The organism is Paenibacillus sp. JGP012, assembly GCF_014203995.1.
GTDB lineage: Bacteria > Bacillota > Bacilli > Paenibacillales > Paenibacillaceae > Paenibacillus > Paenibacillus silvae.
In genome coordinates this window covers 1-16,815 of sequence record NZ_JACHKG010000041.1, presented here as the reverse complement: position 1 = coordinate 16,815, position 16,815 = coordinate 1, and the positions used below count along the sequence as shown (strand labels likewise).

General features: G+C 47.4%; 17 protein-coding genes, 4 tRNA genes and 1 riboswitch. Of the genes, 15 read left to right on the top strand and 6 right to left on the bottom strand.

The window, feature by feature from the left end; translation table 11 throughout:
• Positions 1-777: a DeoR/GlpR family DNA-binding transcription regulator gene (locus HNR77_RS27390; RefSeq protein ID WP_184190936.1), complete on the bottom strand. Its 777-nt coding sequence runs from the start codon at positions 775-777 to the stop codon at positions 1-3.
• A gap of 380 nt (positions 778-1,157) precedes the next feature.
• On the opposite strand from HNR77_RS27390, the gene HNR77_RS27385 reads away from it, so the two are divergent.
• The 11 genes from HNR77_RS27385 (at position 1,158) to urtE (ending at position 9,009) form a co-directional block, all read left to right on the top strand.
• Positions 1,158-1,229 (top strand) — tRNA-Glu (locus HNR77_RS27385).
• Between the two features lie 237 nt (positions 1,230-1,466).
• A tRNA-Lys gene (locus HNR77_RS27380) sits at positions 1,467-1,542 on the top strand.
• Positions 1,543-1,562: 20 nt separating this feature from the next.
• Positions 1,563-1,645: transfer RNA gene (locus HNR77_RS27375), tRNA-Leu, on the top strand.
• Positions 1,646-1,800: 155 nt separating this feature from the next.
• Positions 1,801-2,148 carry a DUF3221 domain-containing protein gene (locus HNR77_RS27370; RefSeq protein WP_184190934.1) on the top strand — a complete coding sequence of 116 codons (348 nt, stop codon included), beginning with the start codon at positions 1,801-1,803 and terminating at the stop codon, positions 2,146-2,148.
• A gap of 375 nt (positions 2,149-2,523) precedes the next feature.
• A complete protein-coding gene (locus tag HNR77_RS27365; protein WP_260410951.1) occupies positions 2,524-2,949 on the top strand; it encodes a helix-turn-helix domain-containing protein in 426 nt (141 codons plus the stop codon).
• Positions 2,950-3,244: 295 nt separating this feature from the next.
• The gene (locus HNR77_RS27360) at positions 3,245-3,670 is read left to right on the top strand and encodes a helix-turn-helix domain-containing protein (protein ID WP_184190932.1); all 426 of its coding nucleotides are present in this window, start codon (positions 3,245-3,247) and stop codon (positions 3,668-3,670) included.
• Between the two features lie 543 nt (positions 3,671-4,213).
• Positions 4,214-5,413: an urea ABC transporter substrate-binding protein gene (urtA, locus tag HNR77_RS27355; protein ID WP_397367676.1), complete on the top strand. Its 1,200-nt coding sequence runs from the start codon at positions 4,214-4,216 to the stop codon at positions 5,411-5,413.
• 126 nt (positions 5,414-5,539) lie between these two features.
• The gene (gene urtB, locus HNR77_RS27350) at positions 5,540-6,445 is read left to right on the top strand and encodes an urea ABC transporter permease subunit UrtB (RefSeq protein WP_184190928.1); all 906 of its coding nucleotides are present in this window, start codon (positions 5,540-5,542) and stop codon (positions 6,443-6,445) included.
• 27 nt (positions 6,446-6,472) lie between these two features.
• Positions 6,473-7,588, top strand: a complete 1,116-nt coding sequence (gene urtC, locus HNR77_RS27345; RefSeq protein ID WP_184190926.1) for an urea ABC transporter permease subunit UrtC — start codon at positions 6,473-6,475, stop codon at positions 7,586-7,588.
• Positions 7,527-8,336 (top strand): urea ABC transporter ATP-binding protein UrtD, encoded by an 810-nt coding sequence (urtD, locus tag HNR77_RS27340; protein ID WP_184190924.1) that lies wholly within the window; start codon positions 7,527-7,529, stop codon positions 8,334-8,336. The genes urtC and urtD overlap by 62 nt, the downstream gene beginning before the upstream one ends.
• Positions 8,314-9,009: an urea ABC transporter ATP-binding subunit UrtE gene (gene urtE, locus HNR77_RS27335; protein ID WP_184190922.1), complete on the top strand. Its 696-nt coding sequence runs from the start codon at positions 8,314-8,316 to the stop codon at positions 9,007-9,009. The genes urtD and urtE overlap by 23 nt, the downstream gene beginning before the upstream one ends.
• An 89-nt stretch (positions 9,010-9,098) precedes the next feature.
• On the opposite strand, the gene HNR77_RS27330 is transcribed toward urtE, so the two are convergent.
• The 3 genes from HNR77_RS27330 to HNR77_RS27325 all read right to left on the bottom strand — a co-directional run bounded on the left by HNR77_RS27330 (position 9,099) and on the right by HNR77_RS27325 (position 10,937).
• Positions 9,099-9,722 (bottom strand): nitrogen regulation protein NR(II), encoded by a 624-nt coding sequence (locus HNR77_RS27330; protein WP_184190920.1) that lies wholly within the window; start codon positions 9,720-9,722, stop codon positions 9,099-9,101.
• Positions 9,723-9,750: 28 nt separating this feature from the next.
• Complete coding sequence (locus HNR77_RS30020) at positions 9,751-9,954, bottom strand: XRE family transcriptional regulator (RefSeq protein WP_111270484.1); 204 nt, start codon at positions 9,952-9,954, stop codon at positions 9,751-9,753.
• A 281-nt stretch (positions 9,955-10,235) separates the two neighbouring features.
• On the bottom strand, positions 10,236-10,937 hold the full coding sequence (locus HNR77_RS27325; RefSeq protein WP_184190919.1) for an urease accessory protein UreF: 702 nt from the start codon (positions 10,935-10,937) through the stop codon (positions 10,236-10,238).
• A 406-nt stretch (positions 10,938-11,343) separates the two neighbouring features.
• Here HNR77_RS27325 and HNR77_RS27320 point away from each other — a divergent pair.
• Positions 11,344-11,426: transfer RNA gene (locus HNR77_RS27320), tRNA-Leu, on the top strand.
• A gap of 205 nt (positions 11,427-11,631) precedes the next feature.
• Here the strand turns inward: HNR77_RS27320 and HNR77_RS27315 are convergent.
• The gene (locus HNR77_RS27315; RefSeq protein ID WP_111270486.1) at positions 11,632-12,108 is read right to left on the bottom strand and encodes a glutathione peroxidase; all 477 of its coding nucleotides are present in this window, start codon (positions 12,106-12,108) and stop codon (positions 11,632-11,634) included.
• A 378-nt stretch (positions 12,109-12,486) separates the two neighbouring features.
• Positions 12,487-12,662, top strand: a riboswitch (cyclic di-AMP (ydaO/yuaA leader).
• A gap of 117 nt (positions 12,663-12,779) precedes the next feature.
• Here HNR77_RS27315 and HNR77_RS27310 point away from each other — a divergent pair.
• Together HNR77_RS27310 and HNR77_RS27305 are read left to right on the top strand one after the other, a co-directional pair.
• Complete coding sequence (locus tag HNR77_RS27310; RefSeq protein WP_184190917.1) at positions 12,780-13,208, top strand: hypothetical protein; 429 nt, start codon at positions 12,780-12,782, stop codon at positions 13,206-13,208.
• A 120-nt stretch (positions 13,209-13,328) separates the two neighbouring features.
• Positions 13,329-14,060 (top strand): HAD family hydrolase, encoded by a 732-nt coding sequence (locus HNR77_RS27305; protein WP_221444026.1) that lies wholly within the window; start codon positions 13,329-13,331, stop codon positions 14,058-14,060.
• A 176-nt stretch (positions 14,061-14,236) separates the two neighbouring features.
• Here HNR77_RS27305 and HNR77_RS27300 read toward each other — a convergent pair whose 3' ends face one another.
• Entirely contained in the window at positions 14,237-15,586 is a 1,350-nt protein-coding gene (locus HNR77_RS27300; RefSeq protein ID WP_184190913.1) for an Nramp family divalent metal transporter, read from the bottom strand.
• Between the two features lie 588 nt (positions 15,587-16,174).
• Between HNR77_RS27300 and HNR77_RS27295 the strand changes: the two genes are divergently transcribed.
• On the top strand, positions 16,175-16,594 hold the full coding sequence (locus HNR77_RS27295; protein WP_184190911.1) for an organic hydroperoxide resistance protein: 420 nt from the start codon (positions 16,175-16,177) through the stop codon (positions 16,592-16,594).
• Positions 16,595-16,815 lie beyond the last annotated feature (221 nt).

Below are 16,815 nucleotides of genomic sequence, written 5' to 3'. Positions count from 1 at the left end.
TTACAACTCCTTTTCTTGTGTAGGTTCGGGAATGAGTAAATCAACCTGTTGTTCTGTTAAAAAATCAATCCACTCCTGATTCGGCATTTGATCAGTAATTAATACGTCAACCAGAGTCCAGTCTGCAAAACGGTAGCCATAACGTCTGCCCATTTTGGAATGGTCGGCAAGCACAATGACCTTTTTGGCAGATTTCATCATTTGATGTTTAATCTTGCCCTCTTCTTCGGAAGCGCTGAAGCCATCCAGTGTGAGACCGCCAATGCCGATAAAAACTTTATCCACATAGTAGTGGGAAAGGGTTTCGATCACAGGTGTTCCATATACATAACGCTGTTCCTTATCGAGTTTGCCGCCAAGCAGTCGGATTTGAACTGCCGTGTGATTGGATAACAGCTCGGCAGAGTGTAACGAGTTGGTAATCACGGTGCAGGATTTGCCGTTCAAATTCTCTGCGCAGGCCTGCACAGTTGTAGAGGAATCCAGAATAATGGTTTCACCTGAACGAACAAGAGCAGCAGCGAGTTTTCCAATCGCTCTTTTTTCCTCGGAAACGTACTTGAGTCTTTCCTGGTACGATCTGAATTCCTGTGGAGGAGAGGGGAGAATGGCACCGCCACGTGTGCGGATGATGGCTTCCTGTTCTTCAAGCTTAATCAGATCACGGCGCGCAGTATCTCGGGATACATCAAATAATGTTACGATCTCTTCAGCCGAGATACGATTGTGTTTGCGTAAATGCTCAATGATGAGCTGCATGCGTTCTTCCTGAAACAAACGTAAAGCCTCCTTGATTTAGGGATGACCGTGCGTTGTACTATAGTTAAATTATAAGTAATTATAATGGGATGTGCAATGTTGTAAGTGAAAATAAGTTTTTATAAGTTTTTGACTGTTAATTTACAAACTCAGCGTATAGGCATGACAAGTGTATGATTTTTTGATTTAAACGATTACGTCTATACTGAGTGTTAGAGAAGGAAAATAGGTCGATTTGATGGGGTGAAATTTTAGTGAATAAGTCGATTCTAGGGCTAAAATAATTGTAAAGAAAGAATAATTATCTGCTTAAGAAAAAAATAAAAAAAAGTATTGCACTAATCTATTTTCCTGTGATATACTCATTCTTGTCGCCAAGAAAGACAGCTTGTTCATAAGGCCCGTTGGTCAAGGGGTTAAGACACCTCCCTTTCACGGAGGTAACAGGGGTTCGAATCCCCTACGGGTCATAGTATTTTATGCTATATCAAGGGATGAGAATCCCAAGGGTTCGTCGGAGGATTGCTTCGTTAGCCACTGCTTCGCAGTCTCGAACGGAGTGAGAGTATCCCCTACGGGTCATAGTAATTTATTGCTACTCTTCTTCACCGTTTAGAGATTCGCATTCTTGATTAGGATTTCTTTAAAGTTCACTGCTCTGTATCATTTAATGAAGCATGGCATAACATCAGGTGGAGTTGCATCAAGAGCCATTAGCTCAGTTGGTAGAGCACCTGACTTTTAATCAGGGTGTCGAAGGTTCGAGTCCTTCATGGCTCACCATTTACAAAACAATTAAATATGCGGTCGTGGTGGAATGGCAGACACGCTATCTTGAGGGGGTAGTGGGTGTATACCCGTGGAGGTTCGAGTCCTCTCGACCGCATCACAGCAACAAATTGAAATGGACTTTCATGATTATTCATGAGGGTCCATTTTTCTTTATCCTTCTCCGCTGCTTCTTATTTGTAGTAGGTGTGTAACTAAAACTGATCTTCCGACGTTACTCCTATATAACTGTTATGAACTGGAGGGAAGGGAATGACACGTTTGAGGTGTATGAGTTGGTCAGGTTATGTACTGGTGTTAATGGTATTAGTAACAGCCGGGTGTGGAGATGTTACCAATGACAGCTTGGATAATTATCGGGATCAAGGGGCTGTCGATGTGTCGAGGGAGGCGGATTTTGAAGCTGTCGTCACAGAAAAAGGGGAAAAAACAATAACGGTTATTGGCATGGGGGCAGTTTCTCAAACTTATATACTTGCGACGAATGAGGTTGCCTATACTGCGGAGGTTGGTGATCGGGTACGTATATGGACAACAGGGCGATACCAGGAGAGTCATCCGGTTCAAGCAACTGCGATCAAGATCGAGCGAGTTGAATGAAAATGTTGGGCTCATGTGATCGTGTTACGTTGGTGAAAAACATAAAGAGACTAGGTCTTGGGAAGAGAATTGCGATGAGCTCCCGAGTTCCAGGCATGGTGTTAGTAACTTGAACGGGTTCTAGGACGTGTCTTGAAACCTACTGAAGTGCATCTTTTACCGCCTTTTCGCCCCCTGCTGCGTCACTTTCCCTTGACGTGCCCCGGCACGTCTGCGTAAAACTTCCTGGCTTGGAACGAAAATTCAGCAAAATCTGCCGCCTTCAGAGTTTTCAGACACGCCCTAGATATTATAGGCTGAGCCTTCATAAATATTGTGCTATAATTCTATCATGTGACTATGCGTTGATTATTACGGTTGGAAGGCGGTCCTTGCATGCAGTCAATCTATGAGCGAATTGAACACCTGATTGCCGAACGAGGCATGACGAAGAAGGCTTTCTGTCAACAGCTAAAGATTAGCACAGGTAATCTGGGTGACTGGAAGCGCGGAAAATCTATCCCGAGCACCAATAAACTGATTGAAATTGCTTCGTTTTTCGATGTGAGCCTGGACTGGCTTATGGTAGGACGTTTATCGAAAGAAGCCATTGTGCGGGAAAAGCGGGAGGATTATTTTTTTAACGTGTTGCGGCAATTGGATTGCCAGGAGAGTGAGTTGTCGACTGCGGAGCAGTCTTTTATCAGTGAATATATTGAGTTTACCCGCTATCGCAAATACAAGGAAAGTAAAGAAGGTCGCGGTTATCTCTACCAGGCTGAACAGGATGATGAGACAGCGTCGGACCAAGAAGAAAAGTGAAGCTTGGGGTAGTACTGCTGCTGGCGGGGCAGGAACGAATTGTGTTTTGTGGTGATGTGTGTTTAAGGATTGTACATAAAAAGCTCTATCTGCAGCACGTTTCTCCGAAGACAATGCGGAGCTTTTTTGTAGTTAAGGCTTGGACTGATCGTGGAAATGGAATGCGAAGTGGTCGAGATGTAATCATTGATATTCGGAAAAATGAAGATGCTTCAAAGTTTTATCGGACTAATGTTGTGCTATAATTCTATCATATGATATAGGTTGATTATTACGGTTGGAAGGCGGTTCTTGCATGCAGTCGATCTATGAGCGAATTGAACACCTGATTGCCGAACGAGGCATGACGAAGAAGGCTTTCTGTAAACAGCTGAAGATTAGCACGGGCAATCTGGGTGATTGGAAGCGTGGCAAATCCATCCCGAGCACCAATAAACTGATTGAAATTGCTTCGTTTTTTGATGTAAGCCTGGACTGGCTTATGATAGGACGATTATCGAAAGAAGCCATTGTGCGGGAAAAGCGGGAGGATTATTTTTTTAACGTGTTGAGGCAATTGGATTGCCAGGAGAGTGAATTATCGGCTGTGGAGCAGTCTTTTATCAGTGAATATATTGAGTTCACCCGTTATCGCAAATTCAAGGAAAGCAAAGAAGGTGACGGTTATCGTTACCAACCGGAACAGGATGATGACAAGGAGCCGGAGCGGGACGAAAAGTAGGTGACTTCCTTATCGTTTTGTACAGCAAGGCGGAGAAATGGTGCAGTACACTTTGTAGTATCTGGTGTGGGAATACAGTACCTGGCACTGCAAAAAGCGCTACTACAGGTGAAATTTGAATACTTGATGAGCATGCGGATGAAAGCCTCGTCTGTTCCGAACATCTTCGGACACAGCACAGAGGTTTTTTTGTTGTTATAGTGGTGCTGTGAAAGACTGGAAAATCCTGATGCTGAACACTACGGCAACCCAGAATGCTGAATTGAGGTCAAATTTGTTCTTTGTGTTAAATATAATTACATGAAGTTACCCTAAAGTCAATTGATTTAAGATTTTATTAACAGAATGCATGAAACTCTTATGCATAAAATAAAATTATGTAAGATATATTGACATTAAAAGTTCTGGACTCCATAATTTGGTTCAACGAACGTTTAAGTTATGTTCTGCCTTAATGTTCGTAAGTAGACTAAAAAAAGGGAGTGCAGACTATTGAAGAAGAGGTCATTCCGATTATGGGGTATTCTGCTCGGTGTAATCCTGATGGTAACAGGGTGTGTGGAAGGCAGCGCTCCGCCTGTGGCCTCCGGTTCTGATGGAGCCGGGAATGCGGCTGGAACCAGTAACACGATCAAAGTTGGCATTCTTCATTCCTTGAGTGGAACGATGGCCATTAGTGAAGTTTCGGTGAAAGATGCAGAGATGCTTGCCATCGAAGAGATTAACGCAGCAGGCGGTGTTCTGGGCAAGCAGATCGAACCTGTCATTGAAGACGGTGCATCAGATTGGCCTACTTTTGCAGAGAAGGCGGGAAAGCTGCTGCAGCAGGATCAGGTAGCGGCTGTATTCGGGGGATGGACTTCTGCCAGCAGAAAAGCGATGCTTCCGGTGTTTGAACAAAACAATGGTCTGTTATTTTATCCCGTGCAATATGAAGGTTTGGAATCCTCCCCTAACATTTTCTATACGGGTGCAACAACCAATCAGCAGATTGTTCCGTCGGTAACCTGGCTGCTGGAGAACCGAGGCAAGACGTTTTATTTGCTGGGTTCGGATTATGTTTTTCCACGGACAGCCAATCAGGTGATCAAGGCGCAGCTTGCAGCAGAGGGCGGCGAAGTTGTAGGAGAGGAATACACACCGCTCGGACATACCGACTACAGCACAATCATCAGTAAAATCAAAGCGGCGAAACCGGATATCGTCTATAACACGTTAAACGGAGATAGCAATGTCGCTTTCTTCAAACAGCTGAAGGATGCGGGAATCACTCCAGATCAGATCACGACGTTGTCCGTAAGTGTGGCTGAAGAGGAGATTCGGGGAATCGGTGCAGATGTGCTCAAGGGGCATCTTGCTTCGTGGAATTATTACCAGACAACAGAAACAACTGAGAATAAAGACTTTGTGGCGAAATACAAAGAGAAATACGGTGTGGACCGAGTTACGGCAGACCCGATTGAGGCAGGTTATGTGGCTGTTTATCTGTGGAAGGCAGCGGTGGAGAAGGCTGGATCAACAGATGTTGAAAAAGTGAAGCAGGCTGCCAAAGGTCTGGAACTGGATGCACCCGAGGGTAAAGTCACTGTAGACGGAGAGAACCAGCATATATACAAGCCGGTGCGAATTGGTGAAGTGCAGGAGGATGGTCAGTTCAAGGAGTTGTGGAATTCGGGCTCTCCTGTGAAGCCTGACCCATACCTGAAAACATACGAGTGGGGAGCTGCTCTAAGCAATAAATAGTTGTGGCGGCAGTATGTGAATACTCAGTTGATTGACAGAAAGAGAGGTAGGGGTGAAACAACACACCCTTGATCGTTATTGCGGTAAAGCGTTGTTGTGATAAATGAACGTAAAGGAGGGCCTGCAATGGAGATGTTTGTTTTACAGCTATTCAACGGACTGAGCATTAGCTCGATTCTGCTGTTGATTGCCCTGGGACTCGCAGTCACATTTGGCCTGATGAATGTCATCAATATGGCACATGGCGAATTGATCATGATTGGCGCATATGCGACCTATGTGACGCAAAATTTGTTTATGTCTTATGCGCCGGCGTCCTGGTTCGGCATGTACTTTGTTGCAGCGCTGCCCATTGCGTTCGCGGTGGCTGCTCTGATCGGGTGGTTGCTTGAAGTGATTCTGATCAGGCATCTGTATGGCAGACCGCTGGATAGTTTGCTCGCCACCTGGGGTGTGGGCATGATGCTGCAGCAACTGGCACGCTCGATATTCGGTGCTCCGAATGTTGGTGTGTCCAGCCCCGCCTGGCTGAACGGCGGGTGGATGATCTCAGAAGGTATTGTTTTCCCGTATAAACGAATGTTTATCCTTGGACTTGTGGCTGTAGTTTTGCTGTGCATGTACCTCTACATTTATCGCACGGCTTCAGGCAGACGAATGAGAGCGGTGATGCAGAATCGGAATATGGCCGGCTGTCTGGGTATTTCCACACGACGGGTCGATGGCATGACGTTTGCAATCGGTTCAGGGATTGCCGGTATTGCAGGCTGTACTTTAACGCTGGTTGGCCCGATTGGCCCTTCTCTTGGCACGTATTATATTGTGGATGCCTTCATGGTCGTTGTGCTCGGGGGTGTGGGGAAATTAATCGGAACAGTGTGTGGTGCGCTGGGCATCGGCATGCTCAACACATTGTTCGAAACGTATACCTCGGCCTCCATTGGCAAGGTGCTCGTGTTTGTATGCATCGTTGCATTTTTGCAATGGAAGCCTCGGGGGCTGGTTGCGATTCGCACGCGAAGCCTGGATTAACAGGGAGAAGGAGAGGAGGATTGAAGCATGCCGGCATTACTTAAAACAGGGAGTTTGAAAACAAGGATCGTCTGGGCGGTTGTGCTTATTCTGATGTGCCTTGCGCCGCTGGTTTCGACGGAATTTCGCCTGAGCTTGTTAGCCAAGTTTTTGGCGCTGGCCATTCTGGCGATTGGACTGGATCTGATCTGGGGATACGGGGGTGTGCTCAGTCTTGGGCATGGGGTATTTTTTGGTCTTGGCGGCTATGCCATGGCGATGTATCTGAAGCTTCAGGCCAGTGGCGCAGCTATCCCGGATTTTATGGGCTGGAGTGGTCTCAGCGGATTGCCATGGTTCTGGGAGCCTTTCCGCTCCTTCCCGGCTGCGCTAATCCTTGGCATAGCCATTCCTGCGCTGCTGGCCTTTGTGCTGGGTTGGTTCACGTTTCGCAATCGGATTACCGGGGTCTATTTTACAATTCTAACCCAGGCTCTCGTGCTTATTACGGTAACGTTATTTGTTGGCAAACAGGAGTGGACGGGTGGAACAAATGGCATAACGGGTTATCAAGCGATCTTTGGGTTTACGCTGCATTCAGCAGGCACTACGATTGTGCTGTACTATATAACACTTGCCATTCTGGTGCTCGCTTATCTGCTCTGCCGCCGCATGGTGAACAGTCGTTTTGGGCAGGTGCTCGAGGCTGCGCGTGATGGGGAGAATCGGGTTCGATTTCTGGGGTATGACCCGGCGGGTTACAAAACGCTGGCATTTGCTTTGTCGGGCGCCCTTGCGGGTATGGCGGGCATGTTGTTTGTGCTGCAGGTAGGCATTATCTCGCCATCCATGATGGGCATTGTTCCCTCCATTGAGATGGTGCTGTGGGTTGCCTTGGGAGGACGCGGAACGCTGATCGGGGCGGTCATCGGCGCTGTGATGTTGAATGCGGCGAAAACGGGAATAAGCGAGGCTTATCCGGAAGGGTGGCTGTTTGTGGTTGGCGGACTCTTCGTCACGGTTGTTCTGTTCATGCCGAACGGAATTGTAGGTGTGTACCGAAATATCGCCCGAATATTACAACGGAGAGGGGAGAGTTCACATGTCCAGGCTGCTTCAGAAAAACGAAAAGTCTTCGGAGCTTCAGGTGATACTGGCCGCTGAGGATATAACGGTGGCCTTTGGAGGTTTTGTTGCAGTCAAAGGTATGAATCTGAAGCTCCTTAATCGTGATTTGCACTTTTTGATCGGACCGAATGGCGCGGGGAAAACAACAATGCTGGATGTGATCTGCGGCAAAACAAAACCGGCATCCGGTTCGGTAAAGCTGATGGACGGTACGGAGTTGACAAGACTCAAAGAGCATCAGATTGTTCGCAAAGGAATAGGGCGCAAATTCCAGGCGCCTTCCATCTTTGCCAGTCTGACGGTGGAGGAGAATTTGGCACTCGCGGCGGAGACACGCCGTCTACCCTTTCAAGCCATCGGAATTCGCAGACACGGCGCAAGGGGAGAAGCGATGGAGAGTGTTATGCTTCAGACGGGACTGCAAGACCGGATCGGCGAGCGTGCCGGTGCGTTGTCGCACGGGGAGAAGCAGTGGCTGGAGATCGGTATGCTGCTGCTGCAAGAGCCGCAGGTGCTGCTGCTTGACGAACCTGCCGCAGGCATGACGGATGAAGAAACATACCAAACAGGGCGTCTTTTGCAAGAGATCGCGGCTGAACGCTCGGTAGTTGTTGTAGAGCATGATATGGAGTTTGTGCGGGAATTTGCCGCCAAGGTGACGGTGATGCATGAAGGGAAGCTGCTCAAGGAAGGCACGATGGCTGAAGTTCAGGCAGATCCAAGAGTGGCGGAAGTGTACTTGGGGACAAGGGGGCAGGCGAATGTTGAGATTGCAGAACGTTGAGTCTGGGTACGGGGAGAGTCGTGTGCTTCGTGGTGTGAATCTGGAAGTGCTGCCCGGGCAAGTGACATGTCTGATGGGTAGAAATGGCGTGGGGAAAACGACATTAATGAAAACCTTGATGGGATTGCTTCGAACACGAGAGGGAAGCGTTCACTGGAATGGCCGGGAACTGGCTTCACTGGAACCGGCTAAAAGGGCAAAAGCAGGTATAGGTTATGTGCCGCAAGGGAGGGAAATATTCCCGCAGCTCACAGTGAAGGAGAACCTGTTGCTCGGACTGGAAATGAGTATGTCTGGCGTGAGGGCGTTCCCTGAGGATGTGCTTGAGATGTTCCCCGTGCTTGCTTCCATGTATGGGCGCCAGGGTGGGGACTTGAGCGGCGGGCAGCAGCAACAGCTTGCGTTTGCGCGAGCGCTGGCCTCCCGCCCTGGCTTGCTGCTGCTGGATGAGCCGACGGAAGGCATTCAGCCTTCAATCGTTGAGGATATCAGGCGGGTGATCCTTAAGCTGAAAGCGCAGGGGACAATTTCGATTCTGCTGGTGGAGCAAAGCGTTGATTTTGTGCGTAGTGCCGCCGACTACATTTATGTGATGGACAAAGGCGTTATGACGCTGCAGGGGACCCCGCAGGAGCTCGATATGTCCCAGTTTGAATATCATTTGTCTGTATGATGCGATTCCATTATCTGATGCCATTGTTGCGAGAGGGTTCAGTGTGTGCTTGAATTCGCCCAAACATGATAGAGCTGCGCTGCATGCCTTTAATGACGCTTATCCAGAATGTTGGAATACTTCGGGTACAGCCGCCGAATGCATTCAGGACAGATATCATGGGTGAACTCGGCAGAGGTATGTTTCTCCAGATAACTTTCCACGGAGCTCCATTCGTCGGATTCGTCCTTGATGTGTTTGCAAACGGCGCAAATGGGCAGCAGGCCATACAATGTGCGTGCTTCAGTCAGGGCTTGTCTTAACTGCTGCTCGGTCCTTTTCTGTTCGGTGATATCTGTATGGGCAATCAAAGCAAGGTTATCGCCGAATATGGGGCCGTCATGTAACGGGGTTAGCTCTACAAGAAACCACTTTTCTTCATTGAACGGAGTGGTCACAGAGATGTCGTATGTATGAGCTTGCTTGAAAGGTACAACGTTATGCCTCAGATGCTGCGCAAACCTGGTTGGTGGAACATCCCTTTGTGCTGTCCACGCTTCCATCAGGTGAAGGTAATGGTTATGGCGGCTGCCTGAGTGTGAGAAAGGTTTGTAGAATCCACGCTCCCAGGCCCGGTTGCAGCTTCGGATGATCCAATGTTGATCAATGATGATTAGCTGATGATTGGTGGACTGGAACGACAGGCTTTCGAGGTCCGATGTCATGTGTCTCATGAGTGAAGTCCTCCTTGGATAAAAGATGTTATCGCAGCTCCTCTGGTATGTCCAAAATATCAGCGACCTGATGCCTGAATCTCGTAGCTTTACGTGTGCCGTGAATAAGATTGGACAGGCGGTAGGGTGGGATGCCATGCTGTTCGCAAAAGGTTTTTTGGTCAATCTGCAGTTCGGTTAGTCGCCGTTTGATAGCCCAACCGAACGGAGTGACGGGTTTCTTCTTGTTCAAAAGGGTTCACCCCTGAGTGGAATTATAGTATTCAGCAGGCGTTTCTTCGTGTAAACTGAATAGAAATGCGAGCTGTAATCTCCATTATATACGTAAATGCGTCATCTAACAATTAAAAAATACGGAAATAAGTGTATTTTTTGAATTAAAATGACGTATATGCGCTGTTTATGGACCTCCAAGGCCATATGTAGCAAGCCTTCATAAACGAAAAAACACGCCAGCAAGGGGGTTGCGGCGTGTTTTTGAATGGAATCAAGAGAGGTTTGTTGGGGAGGTGCTCATGCTCTGTAAGCGTGAAGCCCGGCTCCGAGCATATGGAAGCTGGGGAATAACGTCTTCATAGACAGTGATGCAGGGTGCATGTGTCCATCTGGAGAAGAAGCACTCACGGTCTTCCATTCGTGCTCAAGGTCTGTGGTCAGGCGACCGAGCAGATCCTTGGTGACATTCTCGCTTAGAGGAATAGCTTTGGAGGCTTCGGATATACAGGCATACATGGCTGAATGCAGATAACCGAGGACCGCCTCTTCGACGGGGATGTCGAGGTGGTGGTTAATCCAGGCGTGAACGGTGGGGAGACAGCCGACAGAACTGTATTTGGTGAAAATCTGTTCAAGCGGTTTGAAGTCGATCCAGGGATGCAGGGCGTGAGATAGCTTGATTAAACGCTTGCCGATGGTAGCTGCCTTTTCTCTAAGCTCGGCAGGTGTTCGCTGCACGTGAACAAGCTTGTCGATCAGGGCGATGCGCCAAGTGTCTTTGTGATCGATTGCGGTATATATGCCTTTGATGGCCATACCTTCAAGACGAACCAGACTGGGATGCAGCTGGCAGCGCATGAACGATTCAAGATCCTCGGCTGTACGGATGGTGCCTTCCTTGATATGTGTATCCATGCCGAAGAAATGGGAGAACCCTCCAACCTGAACAGAAGGATCAAGCAGCTTCACGTAATCTAGCAGCTTATTGCCACGGTTCACGATCTTTCGCCTCCAGTGCTTTTTTGTGTTATTTTATATTACATAAAATACTCTTTTCTAAATCTTATGTGCTTAAATCCGAATTATATGATATATATATTCACATAATTATCCGTGTTTTGTCAATGGTTTGCATTGAAAAATAGCTTAAATTTCGTTATTTGTTATTTTTCATGTTATATAATATAACAATTATCTTATTCTCCTTTAGAAATAATATTTGAAAATACGATGCTGCAAGAAATTCATTCTGGTTCCACTGCGGCCTTGGCATTTTTTCGGAATCAGATTCAGGATATGCGCACATTCGGGGAAATATGACTGATTTTTGGCGTATTCAAATAAATGCTTTACATTTAGATAACATTCCGGTATAATCAATTCTGTTGCCGATAATTTACGACATGCGGTCGTGGTGGAATGGCAGACACGCTATCTTGAGGGGGTAGTGGGCGTACGCCCGTGGAGGTTCGAGTCCTCTCGACCGCATCATATGAAGCGTTATTGAAGGAAGCTTCCCTGTACGGGAGGCTTCTTTTTTTGTCTTTTGATCCTGCATAAATAACAGCTAAAGGGCGACAACAGTCGGAGATAAGTTTCATTAGCTGCGTAAAAAAGCCACCCTGTAAACCGAGCAGAACCGAGGCTCTGTGGTTTGGGGCAGCTTTTTTCAAAGTGTAGAAATGTGTGTTATTTATTTCAATAATTTCTGAATATCCTCTACAATTTTATCGGGTGTAGTCTGGGGAGCATAACGCTTCACAACGTTCCCTTCCTGATCGACAAGGAATTTTGTGAAGTTCCATTTGATGGCCTTGGAGCCGAGCAGACCTGGCGCTTCCTTCGTAATATGCTGGAATAGCGGGTGAGCACTGGCACCGTTAACGTCAATCTTCTCAAACATAGGGAAGCTTACGCCATAGTTCATCTGACAGAACTCAGCGATGTCATCAGAGGATCCCTTCTCCTGGGCAAACTGGTTGCTGGGAAATCCAAGGACCTCGAAAGGAGCATCCTGGAATTGGTCCTGCAGCTCCTGCAGGCCCTTGAATTGAGGAGTGAGGCCGCACTGGCTTGCGGTATTTACAATTAACAACACTTTACCGCGATATTGGGACATTTCAATCTCTTGTCCGCGAAGAGTATTTACTTTGTAATCATAGACTGACATGGGGATCGCCTCCAGCATATTATATTGATATGTTTATTATATTTTATGCAATTAAATAATGCAAAATCAATTTACAGAGAACACTATTATCCTCATCGGCTCGACTTTATTCATAGAAGGAATGCAATTCGCTTGAACAATTTTTGTGCGGGCGAGAATTAGACAGCTTGGAAGAGTTGGATAGCGTATAAGCTCATTGTAAGCGTTATTATTGAAGCTTATTGCCGGAATTCTGACGATTCGGTGATCTGCCCGGACTTTACATGATCATGGCACGGGTGTATGATTCAAAGCGTAATTTGAATTTTAATTATATTGTACCTGAAAAACGAAACAGACGATGATATCGATCGGTCTTACATGCAAGATTTACGAACGATGTTTCAATCGCTGAGTTTCCATTCATCGTGGGTGGAAAACGGGGGAACCAACAGGATGTGCTGCATTACAGCAGCAGACATCCATGGGGTGAATTTTCCGGTGACAGCCGGAAATAGGGCGACTCTCGCGCCCGAATCCGTCAGCTAACCTCGTAAGCGTTAAAGGGAGAGGCAACAAACCGCACGCTGGTCCATGGCGTTTTCTCCATGGATTATTTAAGAAGCGTTTCGGAGGCCTTGGTCCCCACGCTTCTTTTTTGTTGTCTTTTCACGCCAAGGGAGGAACGAATGATGGATACAGAGATGATTTTAGTAACCGCTCCGAATGAAGCTGGACGTAAATTTGTGAAGCTGCTGATGTACAAAAAAATGCCTTTTGCCGTTCTGACAAACAGTGCGGGTGAGGAGCGTAAGCTCCGCCGGATCGGAGTAGAGCATGTGATTCGTATGAATACAGCAGCAGCTCAAAAATGGTTTTTGCCGCAGACGAGCGTAGGCAACGTATTTATTTTTGAGAACAGTCTGAACCTGACTTGCCGTTACCTGCAGATTGTTCGCTCCTGGACATCCAAGTCTCTGTGTGTGATAACGGAGCAAAGTCATCCAAAAGGCATTTATCGAGGTATGGGTGCGGACAAAATTGTGTATTCGTTAAATGGAGAAGTTGGATTCTTGCTTAATAGTTGCAATAAACTCGAAGCTGAAGCAAGCAGCTTATGATTGATCCTGTGTAAGGTGCCTGTTATAATTGCAGGTATGGACTAACGGAATCTGAGGAGACTCATGCTTGTCGTGGGTCTTCTTTTTTTATGGATACAGCATGCGCGCACGGGATCTTCATTGAGCGGCGTACAAGGAGGAATTGGCTTGCCGGATATTGCCGGGTTGAAGTGGTTGTTTTTTGATGTAGGGGATACGCTGGTGGATGAATGGGAGCCTGTTGACGATATTATCGGGCAGTTTGTGCGTGAGGCGAATGCTTACGGCTATCCTGTAAAGATTGAGGATGTACGGGAGCTGTTTGAGCAATGTTACCAGAACTACGAACAATGGCCTATGAAGGTAGCTATGCGGACATACATTCAGGATGAAGGTCACCGCAAGCAGATTCAGGACAAGCTGAAATTCCACAAAGAGCTGGAGCGGCCATTTCCTTCTGCAGCCAAGGTGCTCAAGCAGCTGTCGCAGCACTATCACATAGGCATTATTGCGAATCAGAGCCCGGGGACTGAAATGCGGCTGGAGAGTTATGGACTTCGAAAATATGTTCATGTACTGGCCTGCTCGGCAGAAGAAGGAGTGTCCAAGCCCGACCCGGAATTGTATGCGGTTGCCCTGAAACAGGCTGGTTGTGCCCCGGAGGAAGCGGTGATGATTGGAGATCGGATTGACAATGATATCGTTCCGGCTCGCAGTCTGGGCTTGCATACCATTCGTATTCTCCAGGGATATGGAAGGTTTCAGCCGGTGCAGTCAGAGCATGAGCGTGCAGACTGGACGGTTAAATCATTGGATGAACTGTTGCCGCTGCTCATGCCAGATGCATCTTCGGATGAGAATAGTTCCAAGTGAGTAGGTGAGTGCGGGTTAGAACAGGTCAGGTTAGTTTAGGGTTAGATTAGATATAGGTTAGATATAAAGATACGACTGAGGCTGTATGATAAAAAAGACACATAAGAGGCTGATGCACCCGGTAGGATAAAACCGCAGCGCATCAGCCTTTATTATTTGAGAGACGATAATAAACTTTAGAACAGCATAATGGTCTGGATAATCAGGTACACGTTCAGCACTACAATGATCGCAGCGATAATCCAGGAAACGATCTTTAGCCAGAGTTTATTAACAAATGGCCCCATGCTTTTTTTGTCACTTGTGAACATCACCAGCGGGATAACGGCAAACGGCAGCTGCAGGGACAATATAACCTGACTCAGAATCAGCAGTTCCTCTGTCCCGTGTTCGCCCGCGATGGCGGTCACAATGACGGCCGGAATGATTGCGATCAGCCGTGTGACGAGACGACGCAGCCAGGCCGGAATACGAATATTCAGAAACCCCTCCATGACGATCTGTCCAGCAAGCGTACCTGTGAGGGTAGAGTTCTGACCTGATGCGAGCAAAGCGACGCCAAACAGGATGCTGGCAACGGTCGTGCCGAGCAGCGGAGTCAGCAGATGATATGCATCTGAAATCTCGGCAACCTGGGTCATGCCTGCGCTGTGGAATACTGCCGCAGATACAATCAGGATGGCTGCATTAATGAACAGGGCCAGCGTCAGCGCGATAGTTGAATCCATCGTGGTGTAACGAATCGCTTCTCTTTTCCCCTGAGCTGTCTGCTCGATCTGGCGGGTCTGTACGATGGAAGAATGCAGATACAGGTTATGCGGCATGACCGTAGCACCAATGATGCCGATGGCAATGTAGAGCATAGCCGGGTTCTGCAAAAGCTCACTGCTGGGTACGAATCCGTGCAGTACACCGCCCATGTCCGGTTTAGCCAGAAAGAGGTCGATCCCGAAACAGAGCGCAATGGTGGCCATCAGCACAATGACAAGGGTCTCCAGTGCGCGGAAGCCTTTATTTTGCAGGACAAGAATGATCAGCACATCAACAGCGGTAATAATCACCCCATACAGCATGGGGATATTAAACAGCAGTTTGAGGGCAATTGCCGAGCCGATGACCTCAGCCAGATCGGTTGCTGCAATAGCAAGCTCACACAGAATCCATAACATCATAACTACAGGGAAGCTGAAGCGTTCACGGCAAGCCTGAGCGAGATCCCGTCCAGTAACAATCCCGAGCTTGCCTGCAAGAGATTGCAGGACTACAGCCATCATATTGGATATAAGGATAACGGATAACAAGGTATAACCGAACTGGGAGCCGCCTGCGATATCCGTAGCCCAGTTGCCCGGGTCCATGTAGCCAACAGCGACGAGATAACCCGGACCAACAAAGGCGAGAAATTTTTTCCACCAGACTGCATTTTTGGGAACTTTCATGGAGCTGTGCGCTTCACCTAGTGACGGAGCCACTGCTGCTGCAGCATATTCACCGGATGGCGTATTGAACGGATTTCGTTGACTCATAGATGGATCACCTGACTTTACATTAAGATGGGGGCCGATTACCGGCCGAATAAATCATGTAAATTGTATAACTTGCACTTGAACGAATATATACATAGTTAAGTTGTGATGAACACGATGTAGTTATATCTAAAATTTTATGTTCATATTTACATTGTACACACTCAATAGTTTTTGTCTAGTGCAACTTTTATGTACTGAGACAAAAGGTGTGAATTTCAGGGGGTTGTACTGTGTGTGTGATTCATCTCACCAGTATTATGACAAATTCTAGGCTTGCCCGGATCGGGTAAATTAATGAGTGTTAATAATTGAAGGAAAAGAGCCTTGGAAGGTTGTTCTGTCATCGGAGTGGATGGTGTAAAATCTTTTATATAGAAGGAGCTTCAACAGGAATCATGTGAAGAGTTATAAATGGATGCATGAAATGAAGCCAAATGTAAAAGCTGTTAAAGAATATGATCTAAAAGCTGTTGAAGAATAGATGTAAAAGCTATTAAAGAACAAGGTCAAGGCGTTTCAAAACGAGCCAGAAGTTTAAAATGAATTGTAGGCAGTTCAAATTTTAGCAGCGAAGGAGAGATTCTGATGGAAGCTTTATATACAGCAACAGCAACGGTAAAAGGTGGACGCACAGGCTCGGTAGCTTCTTCGGACGGTGTACTGCAGCATGATCTGAAAATGCCGAAAGAGCTGGGTGGTGCTGGCGGTGAAGGGACAAACCCTGAGCAGCTGTTTGCAGCCGGGTACGGAGCCTGTTATGAAAGTGCTCTGGCAAACGTAGCCCGCAAAGCAGGTGTGAAATTGGAAAATGTCGTTGTAACGAGCAATGTATCCATCGGTAAAGACCCGGCAGATGATGGCTTCAAGCTGGCGGTGCGTCTGGATGTAAGCATGCCGGGGGTGGATCACAGTCAGGCAGAGGAGCTTGCTCGCAAGGCACATGACTTCTGCCCGTACTCCAAAGCAACACGCGGCAACATCGACGTTGTGCTGAATGTAGTGTGATTGCACAAATAAGATGGCTCTTCTTCAAGAGTTATGCGTAAAATAAAGAGCAGGGTATCTTGCGATACCTGATGTTCAAGCACCAAGCCCTGCTGGCAGCTCAGCAGGGCTTGGTGCTTGGTTATCGTGCGCCCGGCACGGGCGATAACTTGGCGGTGAAAGTCCGCTACAGGCTTGGCAGTAGGAACTGTTAGCCAAGGGCAAGGGTGTCCGTCGCGAGG

What these genes read in the sequence shown, in the direction of transcription:
- HNR77_RS27370 (WP_184190934.1), top strand. Translation starts at nt 1,801, where the DNA reads ATGACACGTTTGAGGTGTATGAGTTGGTCAGGTTATGTACTGGTGTTA.
- HNR77_RS27300 (WP_184190913.1), bottom strand. Translation starts at nt 15,586, where the DNA reads ATGAGTCAACGAAATCCGTTCAATACGCCATCCGGTGAATATGCTGCA.
- urtC (WP_184190926.1), top strand. Translation starts at nt 6,473, where the DNA reads ATGCCGGCATTACTTAAAACAGGGAGTTTGAAAACAAGGATCGTCTGG.
- HNR77_RS27360 (WP_184190932.1), top strand. Translation starts at nt 3,245, where the DNA reads ATGCAGTCGATCTATGAGCGAATTGAACACCTGATTGCCGAACGAGGC.
- urtD (WP_184190924.1), top strand. Translation starts at nt 7,527, where the DNA reads ATGTCCAGGCTGCTTCAGAAAAACGAAAAGTCTTCGGAGCTTCAGGTG.
- HNR77_RS27330 (WP_184190920.1), bottom strand. Translation starts at nt 9,722, where the DNA reads ATGAGACACATGACATCGGACCTCGAAAGCCTGTCGTTCCAGTCCACC.
- urtA (WP_397367676.1), top strand. Translation starts at nt 4,214, where the DNA reads ATGGTAACAGGGTGTGTGGAAGGCAGCGCTCCGCCTGTGGCCTCCGGT.
- HNR77_RS27365 (WP_260410951.1), top strand. Translation starts at nt 2,524, where the DNA reads ATGCAGTCAATCTATGAGCGAATTGAACACCTGATTGCCGAACGAGGC.
- HNR77_RS27315 (WP_111270486.1), bottom strand. Translation starts at nt 12,108, where the DNA reads ATGTCAGTCTATGATTACAAAGTAAATACTCTTCGCGGACAAGAGATT.
- urtB (WP_184190928.1), top strand. Translation starts at nt 5,540, where the DNA reads ATGGAGATGTTTGTTTTACAGCTATTCAACGGACTGAGCATTAGCTCG.
- HNR77_RS27310 (WP_184190917.1), top strand. Translation starts at nt 12,780, where the DNA reads ATGGATACAGAGATGATTTTAGTAACCGCTCCGAATGAAGCTGGACGT.
- HNR77_RS27295 (WP_184190911.1), top strand. Translation starts at nt 16,175, where the DNA reads ATGGAAGCTTTATATACAGCAACAGCAACGGTAAAAGGTGGACGCACA.
- urtE (WP_184190922.1), top strand. Translation starts at nt 8,314, where the DNA reads ATGTTGAGATTGCAGAACGTTGAGTCTGGGTACGGGGAGAGTCGTGTG.